The 23,424-nt window shown below is 74.4% G+C and carries 22 protein-coding genes; 13 read left to right on the top strand and 9 right to left on the bottom strand.

The genetic code is table 11. The features are described from left to right. Positions 1-257, bottom strand: a 257-nt coding sequence (locus tag MNZ39_RS16325; protein ID WP_242340145.1) for a hypothetical protein, incomplete at its 3' end; no start/stop codon positions are given. Between the two features lie 64 nt (positions 258-321). Between MNZ39_RS16325 and MNZ39_RS16320 the strand changes: the two genes are divergently transcribed. Continuing rightward, on the top strand, positions 322-777 hold the full coding sequence (locus tag MNZ39_RS16320; RefSeq protein WP_242340144.1) for a hypothetical protein: 456 nt from the start codon (positions 322-324) through the stop codon (positions 775-777). 57 nt (positions 778-834) lie between these two features. On the opposite strand, the gene dnaE is transcribed toward MNZ39_RS16320, so the two are convergent. Continuing rightward, a complete protein-coding gene (gene dnaE, locus MNZ39_RS16315) occupies positions 835-4,500 on the bottom strand; it encodes a DNA polymerase III subunit alpha (protein ID WP_242340143.1) in 3,666 nt (1,221 codons plus the stop codon). Between the two features lie 227 nt (positions 4,501-4,727). Here dnaE and MNZ39_RS16310 point away from each other — a divergent pair, with 227 nt between their 5' ends. Beyond that, positions 4,728-4,928, top strand: a complete 201-nt coding sequence (locus MNZ39_RS16310; RefSeq protein WP_242340142.1) for a hypothetical protein — start codon at positions 4,728-4,730, stop codon at positions 4,926-4,928. A gap of 76 nt (positions 4,929-5,004) precedes the next feature. Here MNZ39_RS16310 and MNZ39_RS16305 read toward each other — a convergent pair whose 3' ends face one another. The 3 genes from MNZ39_RS16305 to MNZ39_RS25015 form a co-directional block, all read right to left on the bottom strand. Continuing rightward, positions 5,005-5,685 carry a YkgJ family cysteine cluster protein gene (locus MNZ39_RS16305; protein ID WP_242340141.1) on the bottom strand — a complete coding sequence of 227 codons (681 nt, stop codon included), beginning with the start codon at positions 5,683-5,685 and terminating at the stop codon, positions 5,005-5,007. A gap of 183 nt (positions 5,686-5,868) precedes the next feature. Beyond that, the gene (locus MNZ39_RS16300; protein WP_242340140.1) at positions 5,869-6,795 is read right to left on the bottom strand and encodes a tetratricopeptide repeat protein; all 927 of its coding nucleotides are present in this window, start codon (positions 6,793-6,795) and stop codon (positions 5,869-5,871) included. Further along, positions 6,792-8,102, bottom strand: a complete 1,311-nt coding sequence (locus tag MNZ39_RS25015; protein WP_242340139.1) for a 26S protease regulatory subunit — start codon at positions 8,100-8,102, stop codon at positions 6,792-6,794. Before MNZ39_RS25015 ends, MNZ39_RS16300 begins: the two co-directional genes overlap by 4 nt. A 209-nt stretch (positions 8,103-8,311) precedes the next feature. Between MNZ39_RS25015 and MNZ39_RS16290 the strand changes: the two genes are divergently transcribed. After that, a complete protein-coding gene (locus MNZ39_RS16290) occupies positions 8,312-9,766 on the top strand; it encodes a DNA-3-methyladenine glycosylase 2 (protein WP_242340138.1) in 1,455 nt (484 codons plus the stop codon). Next, entirely contained in the window at positions 9,763-10,263 is a 501-nt protein-coding gene (locus MNZ39_RS16285) for a methylated-DNA--[protein]-cysteine S-methyltransferase (RefSeq protein ID WP_242340137.1), read from the top strand. The genes MNZ39_RS16290 and MNZ39_RS16285 overlap by 4 nt, the downstream gene beginning before the upstream one ends. Before the next feature lie 162 nt (positions 10,264-10,425). On the opposite strand, the gene MNZ39_RS16280 is transcribed toward MNZ39_RS16285, so the two are convergent. From MNZ39_RS16280 to MNZ39_RS16270, 3 genes are all read right to left on the bottom strand, one after another. Then, a complete protein-coding gene (locus MNZ39_RS16280; protein ID WP_242340136.1) occupies positions 10,426-11,307 on the bottom strand; it encodes a neutral zinc metallopeptidase in 882 nt (293 codons plus the stop codon). A 131-nt stretch (positions 11,308-11,438) separates the two neighbouring features. Continuing rightward, positions 11,439-12,089, bottom strand: coding sequence for a DUF6448 family protein (locus MNZ39_RS16275; RefSeq protein ID WP_242340135.1), 651 nt, complete (start codon positions 12,087-12,089; stop codon positions 11,439-11,441). Then, positions 12,086-12,778, bottom strand: coding sequence for a TetR/AcrR family transcriptional regulator (locus MNZ39_RS16270; protein ID WP_242340134.1), 693 nt, complete (start codon positions 12,776-12,778; stop codon positions 12,086-12,088). Before MNZ39_RS16270 ends, MNZ39_RS16275 begins: the two co-directional genes overlap by 4 nt. Positions 12,779-12,870: 92 nt before the next feature. Between MNZ39_RS16270 and MNZ39_RS16265 the strand changes: the two genes are divergently transcribed. Continuing rightward, the gene (locus MNZ39_RS16265; protein WP_242340133.1) at positions 12,871-13,452 is read left to right on the top strand and encodes a YceI family protein; all 582 of its coding nucleotides are present in this window, start codon (positions 12,871-12,873) and stop codon (positions 13,450-13,452) included. Positions 13,453-13,532: 80 nt separating this feature from the next. Here MNZ39_RS16265 and MNZ39_RS16260 read toward each other — a convergent pair whose 3' ends face one another. Continuing rightward, on the bottom strand, positions 13,533-14,846 hold the full coding sequence (locus MNZ39_RS16260; protein ID WP_242340132.1) for a hypothetical protein: 1,314 nt from the start codon (positions 14,844-14,846) through the stop codon (positions 13,533-13,535). Positions 14,847-15,182: 336 nt separating this feature from the next. On the opposite strand from MNZ39_RS16260, the gene MNZ39_RS16255 reads away from it, so the two are divergent. From MNZ39_RS16255 to MNZ39_RS16220, 8 genes are all read left to right on the top strand, one after another. Then, positions 15,183-16,886 carry a methyl-accepting chemotaxis protein gene (locus MNZ39_RS16255; RefSeq protein ID WP_242340131.1) on the top strand — a complete coding sequence of 568 codons (1,704 nt, stop codon included), beginning with the start codon at positions 15,183-15,185 and terminating at the stop codon, positions 16,884-16,886. A gap of 15 nt (positions 16,887-16,901) precedes the next feature. After that, on the top strand, positions 16,902-17,777 hold the full coding sequence (locus MNZ39_RS16250) for a phosphate/phosphite/phosphonate ABC transporter substrate-binding protein (protein ID WP_242340130.1): 876 nt from the start codon (positions 16,902-16,904) through the stop codon (positions 17,775-17,777). A 60-nt stretch (positions 17,778-17,837) separates the two neighbouring features. After that, a complete protein-coding gene (locus MNZ39_RS16245; protein ID WP_242340129.1) occupies positions 17,838-18,368 on the top strand; it encodes a chemotaxis protein CheW in 531 nt (176 codons plus the stop codon). A gap of 52 nt (positions 18,369-18,420) precedes the next feature. Continuing rightward, complete coding sequence (locus MNZ39_RS16240; RefSeq protein ID WP_242340128.1) at positions 18,421-19,614, top strand: methyl-accepting chemotaxis protein; 1,194 nt, start codon at positions 18,421-18,423, stop codon at positions 19,612-19,614. Beyond that, positions 19,611-19,979 carry a PleD family two-component system response regulator gene (locus MNZ39_RS16235; RefSeq protein WP_242340127.1) on the top strand — a complete coding sequence of 123 codons (369 nt, stop codon included), beginning with the start codon at positions 19,611-19,613 and terminating at the stop codon, positions 19,977-19,979. The genes MNZ39_RS16240 and MNZ39_RS16235 overlap by 4 nt, the downstream gene beginning before the upstream one ends. After that, the gene (locus MNZ39_RS16230; protein WP_242340126.1) at positions 19,976-20,476 is read left to right on the top strand and encodes a chemotaxis protein CheW; all 501 of its coding nucleotides are present in this window, start codon (positions 19,976-19,978) and stop codon (positions 20,474-20,476) included. The genes MNZ39_RS16235 and MNZ39_RS16230 overlap by 4 nt, the downstream gene beginning before the upstream one ends. Positions 20,477-20,479: 3 nt before the next feature. Next, positions 20,480-22,912: a response regulator gene (locus MNZ39_RS16225; RefSeq protein WP_242340125.1), complete on the top strand. Its 2,433-nt coding sequence runs from the start codon at positions 20,480-20,482 to the stop codon at positions 22,910-22,912. Next, on the top strand, positions 22,909-23,424 hold a 516-nt coding region (locus MNZ39_RS16220; protein ID WP_242340124.1), incomplete at its 3' end, for a response regulator. The genes MNZ39_RS16225 and MNZ39_RS16220, both read left to right, overlap by 4 nt.

Genomic DNA, 23,424 nt, shown 5'->3' with positions numbered 1-23,424 from the left:
GCGGCGGCGGCGCCCGCGGCGACCGCCACGGCCGCGCCGAGCGAGGCGCCGCCGGCTCCCGCCGCCGGGCTGCACGAGCCCTGCCCGGAGACCGGGTGCGCGACCGGGCAGACCTGCGTGGAGTACTGCGGCATCGCCGGCTGCGGGCCGGGCAGGCCGACGTTCCGGACCTGCGAGATCCGCTGCGAGACGAGCGCCGAGTGCCCCCAGGGCCTCACCTGCGGCACGATCGCGGACGGCCCCGGGCGCGTGTGCACGCTCTCGCGACCTCCGCTCTAGCGGCGCGCCGCGCGAGAGGGGCGGGATGCGCAGGTTCTCCGCATGGAAGCGACTGCACTCCCGCGCAGGCTGGCGCTCGCCCAGGGCGCGTACTGGGTGGCGACCGGGATCTGGCCGATCGTCCACCTCCGAAGCTTCGAGGTCGTGACCGGGCCGAAGCAGGCGGGCTGGCTCGTGAAGACGGTCGGCGCCCTCATCGCGGCGGTGGGCGGGACGCTCGTCCTGGCGGGGGCCCGGCGCCGCGTGACGGAGGAGATCGCGTTCCTCGGCGCCGCGTCCGCGGCGGCGCTCGGCGGCGCCGGCGGCTGGTACGCGGCGCGCGGGCGGATCCGGCGCATTTACCTCGCGGACGCCGCGCTGGAGGCGCTCACCGTCCTCGGGTGGTCACTCGCGTGGCCGGAGACCCGCGGGCGCGCCGCCCCGGGGCGGCGTGGAGCCGGGGAGTTCCGCGCGCGCGTCATCCCCATCGAGCGGAGCGAGGCGGTCCCGGAGATCTAGGTCGTCGCGTACGGCGGAGGATCGTCGCCGAGCTGTCCTGACCCGGCGGCGGCCGGCTCAGCGCAGCTCCACCTCGAACCCGAGCCGCCGCGCAGACTCGAGCAGGTCGTCCGTCGGCTGCACCTTCGCCGGAACCGAGACGGTCGTCTCGCTCTGCTCCGGGACGACGGCGCGCACGGTGACCGTGCAGGTGCCGGGGTTGCGGGCGAGGAGCGCCTTCAGGTCGGTCGCGCGCTCCTTCGAGAGCCGCTCCGCGTCGATGCGGAGCGCGATCTCGGAGGTCTTCTGCTTGCGCACGAGCGAGAGCGGCTCGATGTCGATGGCGGTGATCTCCGCCCGCGGGTTCTCCTCCTCGCGGTTGTTGATGCGGACCTCGCCGTGGACGAGCAGCGGCTCGTCGGACTTGCAGAAGACCTCCCAGTCCGTCCAGCCCTTCTGCGCGGGCCGCTGGCCGGTCGCCGGGCGCGAGGCCCAGCACACCACCTCGACCGTGCCGGTGAGATCCTCGAGCGTGAGGAAGCCGAAGCGCGTGCCCTTCTCCTTGTTCATCCGCTCGCGCACCGCCGCGACGACGCCCACGACGGAGACCTTGTCGCCGTGCCGCTTGTTCGCGACCGCGGCGCAGGTCGTCGAGGCGTACCGTCGGACCTCCTTCTCGTAGCCCTGCAGCGGGTGGCCGGTGAGGTAGAAGCCGAGCGCCTCCTTCTCCAGCGCGAGCCGCACGCGCTCCGGCCACTCCTCGACGGTGAGCTCGCCGATGACGTCGCCGGGCCGCGGGTAGCGCGGCTTCTGCTCGACCTGCGCGGCGGGGAGGGCGCCGAACAGGCTCGCCTGGCCGGAGGCGCGATCGGCCTGCGCGGAGGCGCCGGCCGCGAAGGCGGAGTCGATGCCGGCGAAGAGCTGCCAGCGCGGCACGCCCTCGAAGTCGAGCGCGCCGGACTTCACGAGCGCCTCGACCACCTTCTTGTTGATCTTCTTCGAGTCCACGCGCGAGGCGAGGTCGTAGAGGCTCTTGAACGGCCCGCCCTCCGCGCGCGCCTCCAGGATGGCCTGCACGGCGGAGTCGCCCACGCCGCGCACGGCGCCCAGGCCGAAGCGGATCCGGCCCTTGGAGTTTTTGCCGGGGCGGCCCTCGCTTCGCCCACTTCCCCCCGCCTCCAACGGGCCGAACGCGCCGAAGTCCTTGAAGGACTCGTTCACGTCCGGCGGGAGCACCTCGATCCCGTCGGCGCGCGCCTCGGAGATGTGCAGCACGACCTTGTCGGTGTTCGACGCCTCGCTCGAGATGAGCGCGGCCATGAACTCGACCGGATAGTGCGCCTTGAGCCAGGCGGTCTGGACGGTGAGGAGCCCGTACGCGGCGGAGTGCGACTTGTTGAAGCCGTACGCCGCGAACTTCTCCATGAGGTCGAAGATGCCGCCGGCGACCTTCTCGTCCACGCCGCTCTTGACGGCGCCCGCGAGGAAGCCGACGCGCTCCTTGGCCATGACCTCGGCCTTCTTCTTCCCCATCGCGCGGCGAAGGAGGTCCGCCTGTCCCAGCGAATAGCCCGCCAGGACCTGCGAGATCTGCATCACCTGCTCCTGGTAGACGATGACGCCGTAGGTCGGCTCCAGGACCGGCTCGAGCTTGGGGTGGTCGTAGACCACCTTCTCGCGGCCGTGCTTGCGGTCGATGTAGACGTCCACCATGGTGCGGCCGTCCTCGAGCTTCTGGTCGAGGGGGCCGGGCCGGTAGAGCGCGCCCGCGGCGATGACGTCCTCGAACCGCGAGGGCTTCATCTTGATCACCATCTCGGTGAAGCCCGAGGACTCCATCTGGAACACGCCGGCGGTGTCGCCGCGGCTGATGAGCTCGTAGACCTTGGGATCGTCGATGGGGATGTCGGCGGCGGTGAAGTCCTTCATCTCCGGGTGGTTCTGCTTCACCATCCGGAGGGCGTCGTCGATGACGGTGAGGGTCTTGAGGCCGAGGAAGTCGAACTTCACGAGGCCCGCCGCCTCGACCTCCTCCTTCGCGAACTGCGACACCAGCATCTCGGACTTGTCGTCCTTGTACGCCGGCACGTACTCCCAGAGCGGCTTGTCCGCGATGACGACGCCCGCGGCGTGGAGCCCGGCCTGGCGGTTCAGGCCCTCGAGGCTCATCGCGATGTCGAGCAGGTCCTTGGTCGTGACCGTCTGCTGGACGCCCTTTTCGTCGACCCACTGCGAGATGACGGTCGGCTTCTTGTAGAGCTCCTCCAGCCGCGGCTCCGCCGGCAGCTTGTCGCTGCCGAACACGAGCTCCTTGAGCGGCGGCGTCTTGCCCTGGACGGGGTCCGGGACGAGCTTCGCGATCTTGTCGCCCTCGGCGAAGGGCAACCCCATCACGCGGATGACGTCGCGGATGACCGAGCGCGCCTTGAGCGAGCCGAAGGTGATGATCTGGCCGACGTTGTCCTTGCCGTACTTCTCGCGGACGTAGTCGATGACCTCGTCGCGCCGGTTCTGGCAGAAGTCGACGTCGAAGTCGGGCATCGACACGCGCTCCGGATTGAGGAACCGCTCGAAGAGCAGGTTCCAGCGGAGCGGGTCGAGGTCGGTGATGCGGAGCGACCAGGCGACGATGGAGCCCGCGCCCGAGCCGCGGCCGGGGCCGACCGGGATCTGGTGCTGCTTCCCCCAGTTGATGAAGTCCTGGACGATGAGGAAGTAGCCGCTGAACCCCATCTTCTTGATGACGCCGAGCTCCATCTCCAGCCGCTGCCGGTAGGCGTCGCGGTCGTGCGGGTACTTGCCGTCGATCTCGCGGAAGCGCGCGTCGAGCCCGTCCTTCGCGAGCTTCTCGATCCAGGCCTCCTCGGAGACGCCGTCGGGGAGCTGGAAGCGCGGGAGGAAGGACTTCCCGAGCTGCAGCTCGACGTTGCACAGCTCTGCGATGCGGAGCGTGTTGTCGATCGCCTCGCGGTAGTCCGGGAGCGCCGCGACCATGTCGTCGGGCGACTGGATGAAGAGCCCGTCGGTGTCGTGGCGCAGGCGCTTCGGATCCTGGAACGTCTTGTTGGACGCGATGCACATGAGGACCTCGTGCGCCTTCGCGTCCTGCCGGGAGACGTAGTGGGCGTCGGCGGTGGCGACGAGCGGGATGCCCTCGTCGCGCCCGAGCTGCGCGAGCTTGGCGTTCACGTCGAGCTGCTCGCGCATCCCGTTCGACTGGACCTCGAGGAAGAACGAGTCGGGCTCGAAGATGTCGCGGTACTCGCGCGCGACGCGCCGCGCGCCGTCCATGTCGCCCTGCCGGGCGAGGCGCGGCACCTCGCCGGCGAGGCAGGCGGTCATCCCGATGAGGCCCTTCGAGTGGTCGCGCAGGAGCTGCTTGTCGATGCGCGGGTCGTAGTAGAAGCCCTCGGTGAAGGCCTTGGAGGAGAGGAAGCGGAGGTTCGCCCAGCCCTCGGCGTTCTTCGCGAGGAGGATGAGGTGGCGGCCGATGCGCTCGGAGCGGTCGTGCCGGCCCTTCTCGCCGGCGACGTACGCCTCCATGCCCATGATGGGCTTCACGCCGGCTTCCTTCGCCTTCTTGTAGAAGTCGACCGCGCCGAAGAGGTTGCCGTGGTCGGTCACGGCGACGCTCTTCATGCCCTTCGCCTGGACGGTCTTCAGCAGGTCCTTGATGCGGATCGCGCCGTCGAGGAGGGAGTAGAGCGTGTGCAGGTGCAGATGGACGAAGTCGGTGCCGGGCATCGAGCGCTGGGTTGTAGCAGGGGGGGCTGACGCCTGCCAGGCAGCGCAACCCCGCGTTGAGTAAGCAGGTTTTATCGTCGGCCCGCGGCGGGCGCCGGCGGCGCGCGCGGCCCGGGGCGGCGCGCGCGGGGATCCCCGGTCTCGCCGGCTCGGTCCCGCGTCCCCGATCCGATTGCGCGTGCCCGTCGACGGCATCCCGTCTACAACTGCGGCCACAGGAGAAGATCATGCCCGTCAGCCCGAAGCGGAAGAAGAAGGGAAAGCCCGTGCACCGTGCGCAGCCTGCGGCTGCGGACGCCACGGCAGAGGGCGCGTCGGCGTCGCCCGACGTCGCGGAGCATCAGAGGAACGTCGAGCGTCGCGTCGGGAAGCCGCGGAATCCGTTCGTCGAGAAGCAGGGCCCCCGGGCCTCGCAGCGCGGACGCTGACGGTCGATCGGGACCCCCCGCGTCCGCGAGGTTCGCGGCCGGGGGCGCGCGCGTCCAGGCAGCTCGGCAGGGAGGCTCACTCGAGCGGGATCCGGCTCCCTGCGAGGAACCCGGCGACCGCTGCCGGGCCGCCGAGGAATGTTGCCGTCATCCCGGACACGTCCCGCTGGCGCGCGTCGAGCCCGCGCGCCGCGAGCGCGCGGGAGAGGGTCTCGCGCGCGGTGTCGTGAAGCGCCTTCTGCAGCGTATCCATGGCCACGAGCCCCGGCTCGTCCTCCGCGAGCTCGCCGAGGGCGCGGCGACACTCGGCGGGATCGAGCGAGCTGATGCTGCGGCAGGCGAGCGGCCTCGCCGCGTGGATGGCGCACCGCCCGGCCGCGTCCGCGAGCGGGCACGCGATGCGGCCCGAGATGCGCTCCCGGTCCTCGAGCCACCGGACGCGGTCGTGGAACGCGCGGAGCCTCGCCGCGAGCGCGGACAGCTCGCCCGCCGGGACGTCTCGCCGGAGGAGCGCCGCCGCGACCGCCCCCTCGATCGCGAGCGTCCCGACGTTCACCGTGCAGCACGCCGCGCACCCCGGACCGCACGCGGGGGCGGGGCTGCCCGCAGGACGACCGGACGCGAGCTCCTCCTCGACGATCGCCCACACCCCGCCGAGCAGCTCGGCGAGGTCGGCCTCGTCGCGCGCCCGCGCGAGCGACGCCGCAGCGAGGGAGGCGACGCGTTCCTCGCAGCGGGCGACGGGGTCGTGGAGCATGGCTTTGGCGGCATTGTCGGCGGCGGCGGCGAGCGCGGGAAGGGCGAGGACGGGGCGTGCCGGGGGAAACGCCGGGTTCGCACGCGGGGTGACGCGGGCGGCCCCACGCGTCCGCGCGCGCGGCTGCGCTCCGCCCGCGCGGGGCAGCTCGCGCGACCGGATCCGCCTTCGCGCGTGCCGCGGCTACGACCGCAGCCGCCCCGCCTTCCGGTCGGCCTCGAGCCGCACGTAGATCGCGTGAAGCTGCGGATCGGTCTCCGCGAGCCGCCGGATCCCCGCCGTGCGGCGCCAGAACCAGATCCCCCACGTCGCGACGGCGCCTGCGAGCACCACCGCGAGCGCGACCCAGCGCAGAGACTCGCTCCCGCCGCGGCCGATGCGCTCCAGGAGGCGCGCGCCCTGCGTCACCCCGATCGCGACGGCGAACAGCGTGCCGCCCCCCGCGAGCTTGCGGACGGACGCGTGGGTGTTCTGCTTCGCCACGGTGAGCGTCGGGTCGAGGATCACCGCGGAGCGGAAGGCGAGCGCGGCGTCGCGCGTCCGCTTCTGCGCGTTCAGCGCGACGCCGAGGTTGTTGAGGGTGGCGGCGCGCTCCGGATCGAGGGCGAGGCTCTCCCGGTAGTGCCGCTCGGCGCGCGCAGGATCGCGCGCGAGGCAGAGGTCGCCGAGCTGCGCGTGGTAGCTGGCGTCCTCCGGGTCGAGCTCGACCGCGCGCTCGGCGGACTCGCGCGCCTCGGGGAGGGCCTTCATGGCCTCGAGGACGACCGAGCGCACGTAGTGCGCCGGCGCGAGGTCCGGGGCGAGGCGGACCGCCTCGTCCGCGGCGGCGCGCGCCTCGTCGCCGCGCCCCATCGCGGAGAGCGCGAGCGCGCGGAGCCGGTGGAGCCACTCGGAGTCCGGCGTCGCGCCGATCCCCGCCTCCGCCGTCCGGAGCGCCTCGTCGTGCGCGCCGCGCTGGAGCTGCACGCGCGCGAGCAGCGCGTGGCCCTCCTCGGCGGCGGGATCCGCGGCGAGCGCACCGCGCGCGGCGCGCTCCGCCTCGTCCAGGCGACCGAGGTCGAGCGCGGCGCGCGCCCGCCCGATCAGCCCCTGCAGCCCCGGCGCGCTCATGCGAGCTTGATCGCCTTTAGGTGCTCGAGGAGGTCGTCGTAGGCGCCCCCCTCGTTCGCGTAGATCGCGTGGTTGCGCGCCACCTCGAACCAGGCGCGCGTGGAGGGCTTCACGTCCTTCGCGGCGCGCGCGAGGAGCGCGTCGTCGATGGGCTGCTCCGCCTTCCTCTTGCGGGTCGCCTCGATCGCGAGCTCGGTGGCGGCCTCCACCAACGCGGAGAGGTCCGCGCCGCTGAAGCCGTCGGTCATGCGCGCGACGCGCGCGAGGTCGGTGCCGCCCGCGACGGGCCGCTCCCCGAGCTTCAGCTCCAGGATGCGCTGCCGCGCCTCCGCGTCCGGCGGGGGGACGAAGGCCAGCCGGTCGAAGCGGCCGGGCCGGCGCAGGGCCGGGTCGAGGTCCCAGGGGTGATTCGTGGCCGCGAGGAAGAACACGCCCTCGTTCCGCGACGCGAACCCGTCCATCTCCGAGAGGAGCTGGTTCACGAGGTTCCGCCCGGCGGTGCCGCGCAGCTGCGAGCGGCGCTGCCCGAGGGCGTCCACCTCGTCGAAGAACAGCACGGTCGGGGCGCGGCGCCGGGCGTTCTCGAAGAGCTCGTGGAGCCGCCGCTCGCTCTCGCCGAACCACATGTCGAGCACCTGGGACAGCCCGACCTCGGTGAAGCGCGCGCCGATCTCGCCGGCGAGCGCTCGGGCGAGGAAGGTCTTCCCGCAGCCGGGCGGCCCGTAGAGCACCATCCCGCCGCCGATCTTCTTGCCGAAGCGGCGGTACGTCTCGGGATCGCGCAGCGGCCCGAGGAAGCTCCGCTCGAGCCGGGCCTTGAGCTCGTCCATCCCGCCCACGTCGGCGAACGCGACGGAGGGAGGCGCGTCGTCCTCGATCGGCTCGCCGTCGCTGGAGAGGAGGCGGAGGTTCGGTCCGCCCGCGAGCCGCTCGCCGCGGGACGGCGTCTCTTCCTCGTCGTCGTCCTCGTCCTCCTCGTCGACGTCACCGCGGGCGTCGGGCACGCGGACGGCCGGGGAAGGGGTGGAAAGCGGCGTCGCGGGCGAGGGCGGGCCCGCGAGCGCCTTCGCCGCGAGCCGGTACGCGGCGGCGCGGCCGGGGGCGCCGGCGGCCTCGGCCGCACGGGCCGCGCCGTCGAGGAGCGGCCCCGAGCCGGGCGCGAGCCGGAGGCCGGCCTCGAGCTCGTCGAGCGCCTCCCGCGGCGCGCCGGATCCGAGGAGGTGCTCCCCGAGCGCGGCGCGCAGCTCGGCGGAGTCGTTCGCCGCGATGGCCGCGCGGAGCGCGAGCACGACGGGATCACTGGTCACGGTGCGATGCTACTCGCTCGGCCGCTCGCTTTGGAACCCGCGTGCTCGCTCATGGCGTGGCGCAGCGGGCCATGCCGCTGCCGCGCACACCCGCTCACGCCGGCGCCAGGAACGCGCGCGGGTCCGCCCGCCCCGGTGCGCGTTCTCGCCGTCGCCCCCAGGTCCGAAAACGGCCAGACGCCGTCCGCGCGAGCGGCTAGACAGGGGGCGTGATCCTCGACGCCGACACCTGCTTTGGCGCGCTGACCGCGCGGGACCCCCGCTTCGACGGCCGCTTCTTCGTGGGCGTCCGGACGACCGGCGTCTACTGCCGCCCGGTGTGTCCGGCGCGCACGCCGCGCCGCGACCGCTGCGTGTTCTTCGCGCGCGCGGCGGAGGCGGAGCGCGAGGGCTTCCGCGCCTGCTTCCGCTGCCGGCCGGAGCTCGCGCCCGGGGGTGGCCCGGTGGACGCGGTCCCGCGCCTCGTGTCCGCGGCGGCCGCGCGGATCGGGGAGGGCTTCCTCAACGAGGCCTCGGTGGACGACCTCGCCGCGGCGCTCGGCGTCACGTCCCGCCACCTGCGCCGGGCGGTGGCCGCCGAGCTCGGCGTCACCCCGATCGAGCTGGCGCAGTCGCGTCGGATGGCGCTCGCGAAGCAGCTCCTCCACGACACCGCGCTCCCGATGGCCGAGGTGGCCTTCGCCGCCGGGTTCTCGAGCCTGCGCCGGTTCAACGCGCTCTTCCAGCAGCGCTTCGGCCGCCCGCCCTCGGCGATCCGGCGCGCCCACGGCGACGGCGCCGCGACGAGCTCGCTCGTCCTCCGCCTCGACTTCCGCCCGCCGCTGGACTGGGAGGCGCTGCTCGGCTTCCTCGCCGCGCGCTGCACGGCGCGGGTGGAGCAGGTGGAGGGCGGCGCCTATCGCCGGACGGTGCGCCTCGGCGGGCGGAGCGGCTGGGTCTCCGTGACGCGCGACCCGGGACGGCCGGCCCTGCGAGCCGAGGTGTCGCTCTCGCTGGCGGGCGCGCTCATGCCGCTCGTGGCCCGGCTGCGCGGGCTGTTCGATCTGGACGCACGGCCCGACGCGGTCGCGACGTGGCTGCGGCGCGATCCGGTCCTCGCGCGCTCCGTCCGTCGTCGCGAAGGCCTGCGGGTCCCGGGGGCGTTCGACGGGTTCGACGCCGCGGTGCGCGTCGTCGTGGGACAGCAGGTCAGCGTCGCCGCGGCGACCACGGTGGCCGGGCGGCTCGCCGCCGCCCTGGGCGAGCCCGTCGAGACGCCGTTCCCGGGGCTCGACCGGCTCGCCCCCACGCCGGAGGCTGTGGCCGCGGCCGGGATCGACCGGATCGCCGGGGTCGGCATGCCCGGGGCACGCGCCCGGACGATCCTGGCGCTGGCGGAGGCGGTGGCCGGCGGCGGCCTCGCGCTGCACCGCGGCGCCGACGTAGAGGCCGTACGGTCGGGGCTCCTCGAGCTGCCCGGCGTGGGCCCCTGGACCGCCGAGGTGATCGCCATGCGCGCGGCCGGCGATCCCGACGCGTTCCCTGCCGCGGACCTCGGCGTGCTCCGCGCGCTGGGCACTGCCTCGGCCCGGGTCGCCGAGGTGCGCGCCGAGGGCTGGCGCCCGTGGCGCGCCTACGCGGTGATGCACCTGTGGACCCCGGCGACGAAAGGAGCGGAGAGATGACCTTGCGTGAGCGGGTGATGGAGAGTCCGGTGGGCAGGCTGCGGCTCCTGGCGGACGGGGACGCCCTCGTGGCCGTGTACATGGAGGATCAGGGCGGCGCGCCGGTGCTCGCCGCGGAGGACGGCCGGGGAGACGCCCTGCTCGAGCGGGCGTGCCGGCAGCTCGAGGGCTGGTTCGCGGGAGAGCGGACCACCTTCGACCTCCCGCTCCGCCCCCGCGGCACGCCGTTCCAGCTCGAGGTGTGGCGCGCGCTCGCCGAGATCCCGTTCGGCGAGACGAGGACGTACGGCGAGATCGCCGCTCGCCTGGGCGCGCCCTCGGCGGCGCGGGCGGTGGGCGCGGCCAACGGTCGTAATCCCCTCGCCATCGTGATCCCGTGCCACCGGGTGATCGGCGCGGGCGGTGCGCTCACCGGCTACGCCGGCGGGGTCGAGCGGAAGCGTTGGCTGCTGGAGCACGAGCGGGCGGCGCGCCCCTCGTCCTGCTCAGGACAGTGACGGCGGCTCGGCAGACGGCTCCAGCTCCAGGTCGCGGGGGGTCACGAGCGTCTCCGGAGCGTGTGCACGGTGGCAGTGACGAGCGCGAGGACCCTCACGGCCACGTTCCAGCCTGGCAGCTGACCCGCGAGGGCTCGGCTGCGTCGAGTCCGTCGCCGGAGGTCACGGCTCCGGGGCCGCTCGCCCGCGCGGCCTCGGCGCGCCCCGGTCCTCCCCGTCGCCGGCGATGGCGCCGCCGAACGTGTCGCACGCGTCGAGCTTCGCGGTGTCGTAGCCGCGGCGGAACCAGCGCGCCCGCTGCTCGGCCGTGCCGTGCGTGAAGCGCTCGGGGTGCACGCTCCCGGTGGTGGTCCGCTGGATCCGGTCGTCGCCGACCGCCGCCGCCGCGCGAAGGCCGGCCTCGAGGTCGCCGGGGTCGAGCTGCCCGCGGTCGGCCACGGTCCGGGCCCAGGCGCCGGCGAGGCAGTCGGCCTGGAGCTCCATCTTCACGGAGAGCGCGTTCTGCGCCGACGGGTCGCGCTCCTGCGCCTCGCGCACCCGGGGGGCGATCCCGAGGACGTTTTGCACGTGGTGACCGACCTCGTGGGCGATGACGTACGCCTGCGCGAGCTCGCCTGGCGCGCCGAACCGGCGCGCGAGCTCGCGATAGAACCCGAGGTCGATGTAGACCTTCTCGTCGAGCGGGCAGTAGAACGGCCCCATCGCCGAGGAGGCGTCGCCGCAGCCGGAGCGCGTCCCGTCCCAGAACAGCACGAGCCGCGACGGGCGGTAACGCCGGCCGAGCTCGCGCGTCCACACGTCCTGGGCGTCGTTGAACGACGCGACGGCGACGTCCTCGAGCGGGGACTCCTCCGCCTTGCGCTGCTCGACCTGCTCGGGGGACGACGGCGCCTCGCCGCCGCCCACCATCGAGAGGAAGTCCTTCCCGAAGATGAGGCTCAGCGCGGCCACGACGAGCGTGCCGCCGAGCCCCAGGCGCAGCCCCGCCCCGCCGAGCCCACGCCGGTCCTCCACGTTCGAGCTGTCCCCCCTGCCGAGACGCATGCGTCCGCCCTCCCTTTCACAAGATGATGACGGAGGGCGGCCCTGGCGGTCGAGCCGTTGCGGGAAGCGTCGCCGGCGCTCGCGGGGATCCGGCGCGGCGGGCGTGTCCACCCGGCCGCGCCGGACCGGCGTCAGTGGACGTGGCGGGCGTCGGCGCCGCGCGCCGGGTCACGCCGGGCCTGCTCCGGAGCGTGAGCGGCCTCGGGCGCGCCCGCGTGGCCGTGCGCGCCGGGCCCAGCCGCGGCGGCCTGCACCCCCTCGACCCAGTGGACGAACGGGACGTAGGCGGCCACCCAGCGGCGGCCGGCGGCCACGTCGTCGGCCGGCGGCTTCTCGGCCGCGAGCCGGCGCCAGCGGGCCTCGAGGCCACCGTGCACGGAGTCCCGGAGGAACGCGTCGATGGCCCTGGGATCGCCCTTCGCGATCGCCTGGTCGACCACCGCCACCGCGGGCTCGACCTCACCCGCGGGCTCGAGGCCGGTGTAGGGCGCGCCCTCGCTGGCGCGGTGGACGCGGACCACGGTCTCGAAGAACCAGCGGTCGGCCACCTCGCGAGCCTCCTTGCCGGCCTTGCGGGCCGCGCGGGTCTTGGCGAAGGCCTCGCGGATCTCGGCCTCGCCGGAGGCCGGCACCCACGCGAGGACGGGGTTCAGCTGGCCCGACTCGAGGGCGGACCGGGCGGCCACGACCACCGGCCCGTCGAGCGTGTCGCAGTGGGCGTGCGCGAGCGCGGGGGAGAGGAGGGCGGACAGGGCGAGCGGCAGCAGCAGCATCGTCTTCATGGGAGTTCTCCTGGGCTTCGAGTACGGGTCAGGTGCCGTCGGGTGGGGGGCGGCGGACGGCGGGCCGCGCTCCGCGGGCGGGGAGCGGCCCCGCGGAGAAACGTCTCGAGCGTGCTCCAGACGCGCTCGGGCAGATCGGCGACGTCGCCGGGCGGCACGGCGCGCGAGTGGGCCAGCGCGAGGAGCGCGCCGAGCACCACGAGCGAGGCCTCCTCGACGCGGAGCCCCTTCGCGAGGGCGCCGCTCCGGAGCGCCTCGGCGATGCAGGCGCGGACGAAGTCCGTGGACCGGGCGCGGAACTCCTCGAGCCGCTCCGCGCCGGCCGCGGGCGCCGCGTGCGCGAGCTCCTCGGAGGCGAAGAGCCGGGCGATGCCGGGGCGGCCGCGGATCACGGCGACGCGCTGGCGGAAGAAGTTGCCGAGCCGCCGGATCGGATCGGCGTCCTGCGGCGGGAAAGCCTCGAACAGGAGCTCACCCACGCGGTCGATGGCCGCGAGGACGATGGCCTCCTTGGTCGGGAAGTGCCGGAACAGCGCCGCGTCGGTGACCCCCACCTCGCGCGCGATGGCGAGCGCGGTGAAGCGGCCGACCCCCTGGCTGGCGATGACGCGCAGGGCGGCGTCGGCGATCTCGCGCCGGCGGTCCTCGGCGGGCTTTCGTTCGCGGAGAGGTTCGGTCGTCCGTGGCATGCCGGGCTTTGTAAGTAAGTACGAACTAACTTGCCAGCCACCGCGCCGATGGGACCCATGAGGTGCGCGCGCCGCCCGTCCTTGCTCCTCCCATGGGACGACGCCATCCTGCGGCCATGGCGGACCCGGCGAGCCTGTCGAGGCGGAGCTACGGACCCGACGCGGCCCGCTGCGAGGTCCTCACCTTCCGCGAGGGGGCCCTCTCGGCCTTCGCGCACGATCTCCTCCTGCGCGTCACCGCGTTCGAGCTCGTCGTGGACCCGGTCGTCCCGTCGGTCGCCGCGCGGCTCGATCCGGCGTCGCTGCGCGTGGTGGGGGCGATGCGCGACGGCCGCCCGCTCGCGGGAGCGCTCCGCGCGACGGACGCGCGGGAGATCGAGGAGGCGATCGCGGCCACGGTGCTGCGCGCGCGGCGCTTCCCGGACATCCGCTTCGCGTCCACGGGCGTCTCCCGGCGCGACGGCGGCGGCTACGACGTCCGCGGCGCGCTCACGCTCGTCGGGGTGACCCGGCCGATCGAGGTCGCGGTGAGCCGCGACGGCGAGCGGCTCGTCGCGGAGGTGCCCCTGCACCAGCCCGCGTTCGGCGTGAGGCCGTACAGCGCGATGCTCGGGACGCTCCGCGTGAAGCCGGACGTCCTCGTGCGCCTCTCCGTGCCCGCCGAAGGCCTCTGACGCCGCCGCCCAAGAATGCGCCGGCGGCCGCCCCCGCGAGGGAACGGCCGCCGGACACTAAGTCACCGCCTCCGGCGAGCCTACTTCGGGAACTTCGGCTGCCAGGTCTCGCCGCTCTCGTTCACCCAGCCCTCGAAGCGGATCTTCGAGTCGACCTTGCGGTCGTCCCAGTAGATGTCGCTCGTGGCGACGTACTTGCGGAGCGCCTCGAGGACCGTCTTGTAGTCGCGGCGGTCCGTCGCCGGGAGCGTCGCGTCGTAGACGCGATCGTTGAGCATCGCGATCGTGGACTTGATCATCAGGTCCTGATCCTTCCTCGGCCACTTCACGAGCACGATGTCGTTGTTCGGGTCGGCGTCGTAGCGGTTCACCTCGAGGATGTACCTCAGGGCCGCGCCCTGCTGGCGCATGTTCTCGCCGTACGACGCGAGCACGTGGTCACGCGCCACGCTGTACGCGAGCGTCTGCTGCGCGGTGTTGAGCGAGCTCCACACCTGCTTGTTGACGATCATCCAGGTGATGAGGAACTGCTGCTGCCAGCCGGGGAAGTGGACGTAGCGGACACCCACCGTGCCCGGGTTGTCGGCGGTGTTGAAGAGCGACGAGACGTCGTCGAGCGGCGTCGCGAACTCGAAGCCCTGGAGGTAGCCCAGCTTCACCGCGTCGACGAGCGAGCCGCCGCCCGGGATGGGCGCGATGAACTTGAGGTTCTTCTGGGGGATGACGCCCCGGGCGACGAGGTCGTCGCAGGCGCGGTTGAGCGTGTACTCGCCGGGCGGGAGGTAGCGGAGCGTCCAGTTCCGCTGGCACAGGCCTTCGAGTCCGATGCCCGCGCGCCCGGGGGCCTCGCCGATGGGCTCGTAGAAGTAGCCGGACAGCTGCTCGGCGTTGCCGACGATCGGGAGGACGACGACGTTCCGGTTGTTGAGGTCGAGGATCGACTGGAGCAGCTCGAGGCCGGAGCGCTGCCCGTCGTCCACGGACTTCCCGAAGAGGAAGCCCAGGTACTCGTCGAAGCCGGGCCCGAACGGCACCCCCGAGTTGAAGAGGAAGCCCCAGGTCTTGTTGAGCTCGCTGCCGGAGTTGTACGCGGCGTCGAAGCCGCCGCCGGCCGCGCCCGCCCCGACGGCGGCGACGATGTCGCCCTTGAACTGCGAGGGGATTGCCGGGATGCCCGGCAGCTTCACGAAGTTGACCCTGCCGGCGGGGCCGAGCGTGAGGTCCGTGATGCTCGCCAGCTTCGCGCCGTAGTCGTCTGCCGGCGGCCCCATGGCCGCGGCGGTGCTGAAGCTTCGGAAGTAGATGTCCGTCGCGAGCGCGGGCGTCGCCGCCAGCGCGAGGACGCCGGCGAGGAGCGCCGTGCCCGCCGCGTGCAGTGGGTTGCGAGTGTTCATGAGGTCCCCTTCAAATGCGTGGTCAAACGCTCGGTGATGGTTCACAGACCGAGGTGATTCGCGGATGGTACAGCGCGCCCCCGGGCCCAGTCGACGTGATCTCGAGCGGGAAAATCGTTTTTCAACGCGGTCGTTTCCGACCCGGTGGACCCGTGTCGGCGAGCGACCGACAGTGAGATTGAGCCGCGCACACGGACGGTGCAAAAGGGGAGCGGTTCATTTGACGCACGCGCTGTCCCCAGCTTAGGGTTCTTCACTCGCTGGAAATCTGCTCCGCCCGGCGAGACGGGCCGGGGGCTCCGTGAGCACGAGCGGCGTTCATCAGAGGTGGCGCGCATGCAGACAGCGGCGAGCACGTCCGGGCGCGAGGCGTCCCCCCGAGTGCTCGAGGCGGCCCGGAGGTCCCGGTTCGGCCTGAGCCTCAAGATCATGGCGATCGCCGGGGCGTCCACGGCGATCGTCGCGATCATCCTGGCGCTGTCCTTCGGTCGCGAGGTGGAGAAGCTCCTCGAGCGGGAGCTGACGAGCCGCGGCCGCCTGGCGGCCCTCACGGTGGCGAACACCTCGGCGAGCCTGATCTTCGCGCAGGACAGGGCGGGGCTCGAGGCGCTCAGCGCGGCGACGCTCGGCGACGTCCCGGGCGCGGCGTACGTCATCGTGCGCGACGAGCGCGGGCGCCCGCTCGCCGAGGCCCTGAAGGACGAGTTCGGCGTCGCCCGGCCGGAGGCGGTGAAGCTCGCGGACCTCGAGCTCGGGACCCGGCTCCTCGAGCGGTCGGTGACCGTGGGGGGCCGCCAGGTCCTCCACGTGGTCGCGCTCGTGACCTTCAAGGCAAAGTCCGACGCGCAGTACCTCGATCCGCTCGGGCTGGAGGAGGCGCTCGGCGCCGGGTCCGCCGGCGACGCCGGCGTGAAGGTGCTCGGCTCGGTGGAGATCGGCTTTCCGTACGCGGACCTGAGGAGCCAGATCGCCGAGGCGAGCCGGCGCGCGCTGGGGCTCGCGTCCGTCGTCTTCGTCGCCTGCCTGCTCGCGATGTTCCCCATCGCGCGCTTCACCACGAAGCCGCTCATGGAGCTCTCCCAGGCCGCCCTCGGGATCGCCGAGGGGGACCTGCGCCAGGAGGTGCGGCGCTCCGGGAGCGACGAGGTCGCGGCGCTGGGGCGCAGCTTCGCGCACATGGTCGCGGAGCTGCAGTCGATGCTCGGCGAGCTCAAGGAGGCCGCGGCGGCGCTGGCGCAGGAGTCCGACGCCATGCTGGGCGCGGCGACGCGGCAGGCCGCCATGGCCGCGCAGCAGTCCGCCGCGGTCGCGGAGATGAACGCCTCGACCCAGGAGATCGCGCAGACCTCGAGCGCGGCCATCGAGCAGGCGGACCGCGTGATCACCGTGACGCAGACGGCGGAGGAGTCGTCGCGCGCCGGCGAGGGCATCGTGGAGGAGGCGGTCGGCAGCACGACGCACGTCGAGCAGCAGGTCTCCGCCATCGCCACGCGCCTCGGCGCGCTCTCGACGCGGGTGGGCGAGATCGGCGACATCATCGGCAAGGTCAAGGACCTCGCCCTCCGCTCGAACGTGCTCGCCCTGAACGCGGCGATCCAGGCGGCCCGCTCGGCGGAGAGCGGCGCGAGCTTCTCCGTGATCGCGCGGGAGATGCGCGCGCTCGCGGAGCAGTCGAGCGCCACCGCCGGCGAGGTCCCGAAGCTCCTCGGGGAGATCGCGGAGAGCAGCGAGGCCGCCGCCGCCGCGACCCAGCAGGGCAGCGAGAAGGCGCGCTCCACCGCGGCGCTGGCGCGGCGGGCGGGCGCGACCATCGGCAACCTCGCGAACGTCTGCCGCGAGTCCGCGACCGCGGCGCGACAGATCGCCGAGAGCTCGCGCCAGCAGGCGAGCGGCGTGAACGAGATCGTGGGAGCCCTCGCGCAGCTCGCGCAGGCCGCCGAGGGCAACGTGGCCGGAAGTGAAGAGACGAGGCGCGCGGCGGAGCGGCTCAAGGCCGTCTCCAGCCGGCTCACGCGCCTCGCGGAGCGCTACCGCAGCTGAACGGAGGAGGCACGCATGGTTCGCAAGAAGAGAGCCCTGAAGACCGGGATCGCCGCGCTGCTCGCCGGCGCCCTCTCCGCCGCGGCGGGTCCCGCCCGCGCGGAGGAGCCCGTCTACGACTTCGGCGTCCTGCCCCAGGTGGCGACCGCGAAGGTCGCGGAGCAGTGGGTGCCGTTCCTGGACAAGGTGAGCGAGATGTCGGGGGTGAAGCTCCGCTTCGTCACCGCCCCGAGCATCTCCGAGTTCGGGACGCGCGCGAAGGCGGCGGCGTACCCGTTCTACTACCACAACACCCTCGCCTACGTTCAGCAGGACGACCAGTACGCCGCCTTCGCGCGCGAGGTCGGCGCGAAGACGGTGGGCGTGCTCGTCGTCGCCAAGGACAGCAAGCTCTCCCGGCTCGCGGACCTGAAGGGCTCGACCGTCGCCATCCCGAGCGCGGGCTCGTTCGGGGCCGCGGTGCTCCCGCTCTTCGCGCTCCAGAAGGAGGGCGGGCTCGAGCTGCAGAAGGACGTGAAGGTCGTGGTCGCCGGCTCCCACGAGGCGGGCTACCAGGCGGTGCTGCAGGGGAAGGCGACCGCCTCGGGCGGGCTCACGCGCACCTTCGAGCTCCTCCCCCAGGCGGATCGCGCCAAGCTCCGCGTGCTCTACACCACCAAGGCGTACTCGCCGCTCCCGTTCGCCGCGCGCAAGGACGTGCCGGCCGACGTGGTCGCCAAGGTGCAGAAGGCCCTCGTGGCCTTCGCGAAGGACCCCGCCAACAGGAGCATCCTCGAGGCGCTCAACATGAAGCAGGGCTTCGAGGCCGCGAAGCCCGCGGACTGGGACGACGTCCGCCACGCGCGCGACGACCTCGTCCGCGTGACGAAGACCCTGTCGAACGGCAAGTGAGCTGCGCGCACGGGCGGCCCGAAGCGTGAGCACCCCGAGTCGCACGCCACGGGAGCGGGCATGAGCGAGCTCGGAGCGCAGCGCCGCGCGCTCGTGGAGGAGCTCCGCGCGATCGAGCGGGAGTATCAGCGCGTTCGCGCGGGGCTCGTGGCGCTCGGCCCGGGGGAGCGACTCCCGGGCCTGTACCTGCTCGCCGGCGTGGCCGCCGGCCGGGTGCTCCTGCCCGCCGCCCGCGCCGCGGAGCTGGCGCGCCGGGTGGCCTTCGACAAGGTGCCGGGCGCAGCGCCCTGGCTGCTCGGGAGCTTCGTCTGGCGTGGACGCCCCGCGCTCGCCGTCGACCTCGGCGTGCGTCTCGGCGGCGCGAGCGCGCTGTCGCTCGACGCGATGATGGTGATCCTCGACGGCGCCCCCACGGTGGCCCTCGTGGTGGAGGAGGTCCACGGCCTCGTCGAGGATCCGCTCCTCGCCGAGGGCGCCGCGGGAGCGGGGGAGGCCTCGCGCCTCGTCCTCGGCGCCTGCCGGGTGGGAGACGAGGCCGTCCCCGTCCTCGCCCCCGAGCTCGTGGAGCGGGACGCGCTGGAGCAGTCGTGAACCCCTCGCTGCCGGACGCCGGAGCGGCGTCCCCCTGGTCGGAGGTCTTCGAGTGAACCGGACCGAGAGTCCGAGCGGGCGTCCTCGCTGGCGGCGCGGACGCCTGGCGCTCCCGCTGCGATGGGGGATCCTCCTCGTCGGCGGAACCGCGCTCGCCGCGGGAGCGGCCTCGGCGCGGCTCCCGAGCGGAAGCGGCCTCGCCGTGATGGGGGTGGCCCTCGCGGCGGTGCTCGTCGCGGCCACGCACCTCGCGCGCCCGGCCGAGCACCTCGCCGCGGCCGCCCGGGCCGCGGTGCGGGGCGACCTCACCCGCCCGCTCGTGCCCGAGGGCGCCGCGGAGGTGAGGCGGGCCGGGCGCGATCTCGACGCCTTGCGCCTGACGCTGGGCGCGACGCTCGACGAGCTCTCGAAGGCCTCGGCCCAGCTCGCCGAGGACTCGAGCCTCCTCGCGGGCGGCGTCTCGCGGCAGTCGGCCCTCGCGGCGCGCCAGTCCGCCGTCGTCGCCGAGACGAGCACGACCGCCGCGGAGATCGCCCAGACGGCGCGGGCGGCGGCGCTCCACGCGGAGGAGGTGGTCGAGGTCGCGCAGCGCTCCGAGGACCTCTCCGCCGAGGGCCAGCAGGTGCTGGAGCGGACCGTCGAGACGATCCGGAGCCTCGCCGGGCAGGTCCAGACCCTCTCGCGCGCCATCGCCGATCAGGCGCGGCGCTCGCGGCACATCGGCGAGATCGTCGCCGGTCTGAAGGATCTGGCGGAACAGACGAGCCTGCTCGCGCTGAACGCCTCCATCGAGGCGGTGAAGGCTGGCGATCGCGGGCGCGGGTTCTCGGTGGTCGCCGTCGAGATGGGGAACCTGGCCGAGCAGTCCACCTCCGCCGCCGGCGACGTCCGCGGCATCCTCGCCGAGATCGAGAAGGGGACGCAGGCGGCGATGCAGGTGGCCGAGGAGGGGACGCGCCGCGCGCACGGCGCGATGGAGCTCGCGGCGGACGCCGCGAAGGCGATCTCCGGCCTCACGCGGGCCATCCGCGACTCCTCTCTCTCCGCCCGGCAGATCGCCAACAACACGCGGCAGCAGGGCATCGGCGTCGAGCAGATCGTCGCCGCGATGTCCGACCTGTCCTCCGCGTCCGAGGAGGCGGTGGCCGGCACCGAGGTCGTGGAGCGCGCCACCGCGAGCCTCTCCTCCCTCGCCGCCCGGCTCGGCGAGGCCACCGCGCGGACCCGGAGGGAGGAGCGCGCATGAAGGTGCTCATCGTCGATGACACCCACACGCTCCGCTCGCTCGTCCAGATCTACCTCATCGCCCAGGGCTGGGAGTTCAGCGAGGCGTGCGACGGCGCGGAGGGCCTGCAGAAGGTGCGCGCCCTGCGCCCGGACGTGGTGATCTCCGACGTCAACATGCCGGTGATGGACGGGTTCGAGCTGTGCGCCGCCATGCGCAGCGACCCGTCCCTCCGGCACATCCCGGTGCTGCTCCTCACCATGCTCGGGGACGAGGGGTCCCGGCAGCGGGGGGTGCTCGTCGGCGCGAGCGCGTTCCTCACGAAGCCGGTGTCGCCCCTCCAGCTCCGGGACGCGGTCCGCAAGGTCACGGCGGTGATCCGGTGAGCGCGCGCGCCGCGGCGGAGGCCGCCCGGGCCGAGGCGATCCTGCGCGAGCGAGCCCGCGAGCTCGCGCAGGCGCGGGAGGAGGAGCGCGCCGAGGTCCGGGTGATCCTGCCCTTCGAGGTCCTCGGGGACAGGTACGCGGTGGAGGTGACCCGGATCCACCAGGTCCTCGACGCCCGCCGCGTCCACCCGCTGCTCGGTGCGCCGCGCGGCGTCGTCGGGGCCATCGTGGCGCGCACCCGCCCGGTGCCGGTCCTCGATCTCCGCCACGTGCTCGGGCTCGAGGGCGGCGGGCTCTCGGACCTGCCGCGGGTGATCGTCCTCGACGACGAGGGCGATCTCTTCGGCCTCGCGGTCGAGCGGGTGGGCAGGCGCCTCGAGATCCCGCTGGCCGACCTGAGGCCGCCGGAGAGCGGACCCTTCGCGTGGGTGACGCCCGATCGGCGGGCCGTCCTCGACCCCTCGCGCCTCGGCGTCGCGGAGCGCGACAGGAGCTGATCCTTGGCCGACCTCCTCGAACGCGTATGGCCGGTCTTCGAGGCCGAGACCCGCGAGCAGGTCCAGGCGCTCGCCGCCGGGATCATGGAGCTCGAGAGCGCGCCGTCGCCCGGCGCCGTCGTGCCGCTCCGCCGCATCGCCCACACGCTGAAGGGCACGGCCGCGAGCCTCGGCCTCCACGACATCGAGCAGGCGGCGCACGCGGTGGAGGACGTGCTCGTGCTCGCTGACGGCGGCCGGGGCCTGCCCGCCGGGGCGGTCGAGGCCGTGCTGCGGGCTGCACGCGCGGTCGAGGAGTCGCTCACCGCGGCCGCGCAGGGGCGGATCGCCGACAGGGACGAGGTGCTCGCGGGGCTCGGGGCCGTCCTTCCCCGGGAGGCGGGGGCGCCGGACCCGCGCGGCCGGCCGTCGGCGGCCGGCCCCTCGGCCGACGTCGAGGTGCTCGCGGCCGAGCTCGGCGCGGTCTGCACCTCGGACGGCGAGGCGCGGTCCTCGCACGTGGCGCGCGCGCGCGAGGCGGCGAGCCGCCTCGCGGCCGCGCTGCGGGGGCGCGCGGCGGAGCTGGCCAGCCGGGTCGAGGCGACGGTTCGCGAGCTGGAAGGCGGCGGCGACGACCTCCCGAGGATCCTCGCGCGCGCCGCCGCGGAGGTGGTGGAGCTGCGCGAGGTGGCGGTGGCCGCGGAGCCCCGCCCCGCCTCGCCGCCGGAGGGCGCGGCGCGGTCGAGCAGGGACGAGGAGCGCAGCGTCCGGGTGGACGCCACCCGGCTCGACACGGCGGCCGCCGACGTGGATCAGCTCGTCGTCGGCGTCTCTCGCCGCGAGCGCCGCGGCCGCGACCTGGAGCGGACGGCCCAGGCGCTGCGCGAGGCGCTCCTGCTCGTGCAGCGGGGGCTCGACGAGGCGGGGATCGCGGATGACGCTCGCCCGCGCGCCCTCGACGAGGGGCTCGAGCGCATCCGTGCGCGCGGCGCCGATCTCGGCCGCACCGCGCGCGAGCTCCGCCGGGAGGCGGAGCGCGAGCGCATCTTCGCCCAGTCGCTGCGCGACACGCTCCAGGGGCTGCGGATGGTCCCCGCGGAGGCGGCGTTGCAGTCGCTGCGCCCGGCGGTCCGGGAGCTGGCCGCGCAGCTCGGCAAGAAGGTCTCGCTGCGGCTCGCCGGCGGCGAGGTGCGCCTCGACCGCCGGGTGCTCGACGAGCTCAAGGGGCCGCTCTTGCACCTCGTGAGGAACGCCCTGGACCACGGGATCGAGGCGCCCGGCGCGCGCCGAGCGGAGGGCAAGCCCGAGGAGGCGCTCCTCTCGGTGCGGGTGGAGTCGCGCGGCGACCGCGTCGTCCTCACCGTCCGCGACGACGGCGCGGGGCTCTCGCCGGAGCGGCTACGGGCCGCCGCGGTCCAGCGCGGGATCGTGACCGCCGGGGAGGCCGCGCGGCTCGGCGACGCGGAGGCGATCCGGCTCGCGTTCCGGGCGGGCCTCTCCACCGCGCAGGAGATCACCGCGCTCTCGGGTCGCGGCGTGGGGCTCGACGTCGTGGCCGAGGCCGTGCGGCGGCTCGGCGGCCGCGTGGACGTCGCGAGCGACCGCGGCCGCGGCGCCACCTTCGTCCTCGACGTGCCGCTCACGATCGCCGGCACCACCGGGCTCCTCGTCCGCGCCGGCGGCGGCGTGGCGCTCCTCCCAGCCGACGCCATCGAGCGCGTCCTCCTCGTGGGCGCCGGCGACCTCGGGACCGTGGCGGGGCAGGTGACGGTCTCGGTCGACGGTGACCAGGTACCGTACGCGCCCCTCGCGCGGGTCGTCGGCGCGAGCGGCCCGCCGACGACGCGGAGCGAGACCGGGGCGACCGTCGCGCTGCTCGTGGCCTCGGCCGGCAGGAGGGTCGCGTTCGCGGTGGACGAGGTGCTCGGGGAGCAGGCCATCGTCGTGAGCGCGCTCGGGCGGCGGATGTCCTCGGCGCAGCACGTCGCAGGCGCGGCGGTGCTCGACGACGGGCGCGTCGTCGCGGTGCTCCAGCCGTCGCACCTCGTCGACGCGGCGCGGCTCCCCGCGGACGCGAAGGCCCCCGCCCGCCACCGGATCGTGGTCGCCGACGACTCCCTCGGCACCCGCTCCGCGGTGAAGGCGCTCCTCGAGATCGCCGGGTTCCTCGTGCTCCCCGCCGAGGACGGGGAGGAGGCGCTCGCGCTGGCCCGGGAGTCGGGCTGCGACCTCGTCGTGAGCGACGTGCAGATGCCGCGCCTCGACGGCCTGGGCCTCACCCGGCGCCTCAAGGCGGATCCGAAGCTCTCCCACGTCCCGGTCATCCTCGTGACGTCGCTCGACGCCCCGGAGGACCGCGCGGCGGGGCTCGAGGCGGGCGCCGACGGCTACCTCGTGAAGCGCGACGTCCAGCGCGGGAAGCTGCTCGACCTCGTGCGGCAGCTCCTCCCTGCATGATCCGCTGCGTCCTCGTCGACGACGCCCGCGCCTTTCGCGCCGTGCTCCGGGACATCCTCTCCTCCGCCCCCGGGGTCGAGGTGGTGGGAGAGGCGGGCGACGGGCGCGAGGCCGTCTCGCTCGTGAAGGCGCTCCGGCCCGACGTCGTCACGATGGACGTGCGGATGCCACGCCTCGACGGGCTCGCGGCGCTCGAGGAGATCATGCGCGTCGCCCCGACGCCGGTGGTGGTGGTGAGCGGCGAGGCGGGCGGCGAGGCGCAGCAGCTCGCGTTCCGCGCCCTCCAGCTCGGCGCGATCGAGGTGCTGGCGAAGCCGCGCGACCCCGGGACCGCGCGGTTCGAGCGGCAGGCCGAGGCGATCCGCCAGGCCGTCCGGGCGGTGGCGGGGCTGCTGCTCGTCGGCCGCAGGCGGGCGCCGCGGCCGCCTCCCGCGCCGCGCCGCGAGGAGCCGCGCCGCCCGGCGCCGGAGCGGGCCCGGGTCACCGTGCCGGAGGCGGGCGTGGCGCCGGAG

Origin of the sequence: Anaeromyxobacter sp. SG66, assembly GCF_022690805.1 — a bacterium.
Classification (GTDB): Bacteria; Myxococcota; Myxococcia; order Myxococcales; family Anaeromyxobacteraceae; genus Anaeromyxobacter; species Anaeromyxobacter soli.
This window is presented reverse-complemented; position numbering and strand designations above follow the sequence as displayed.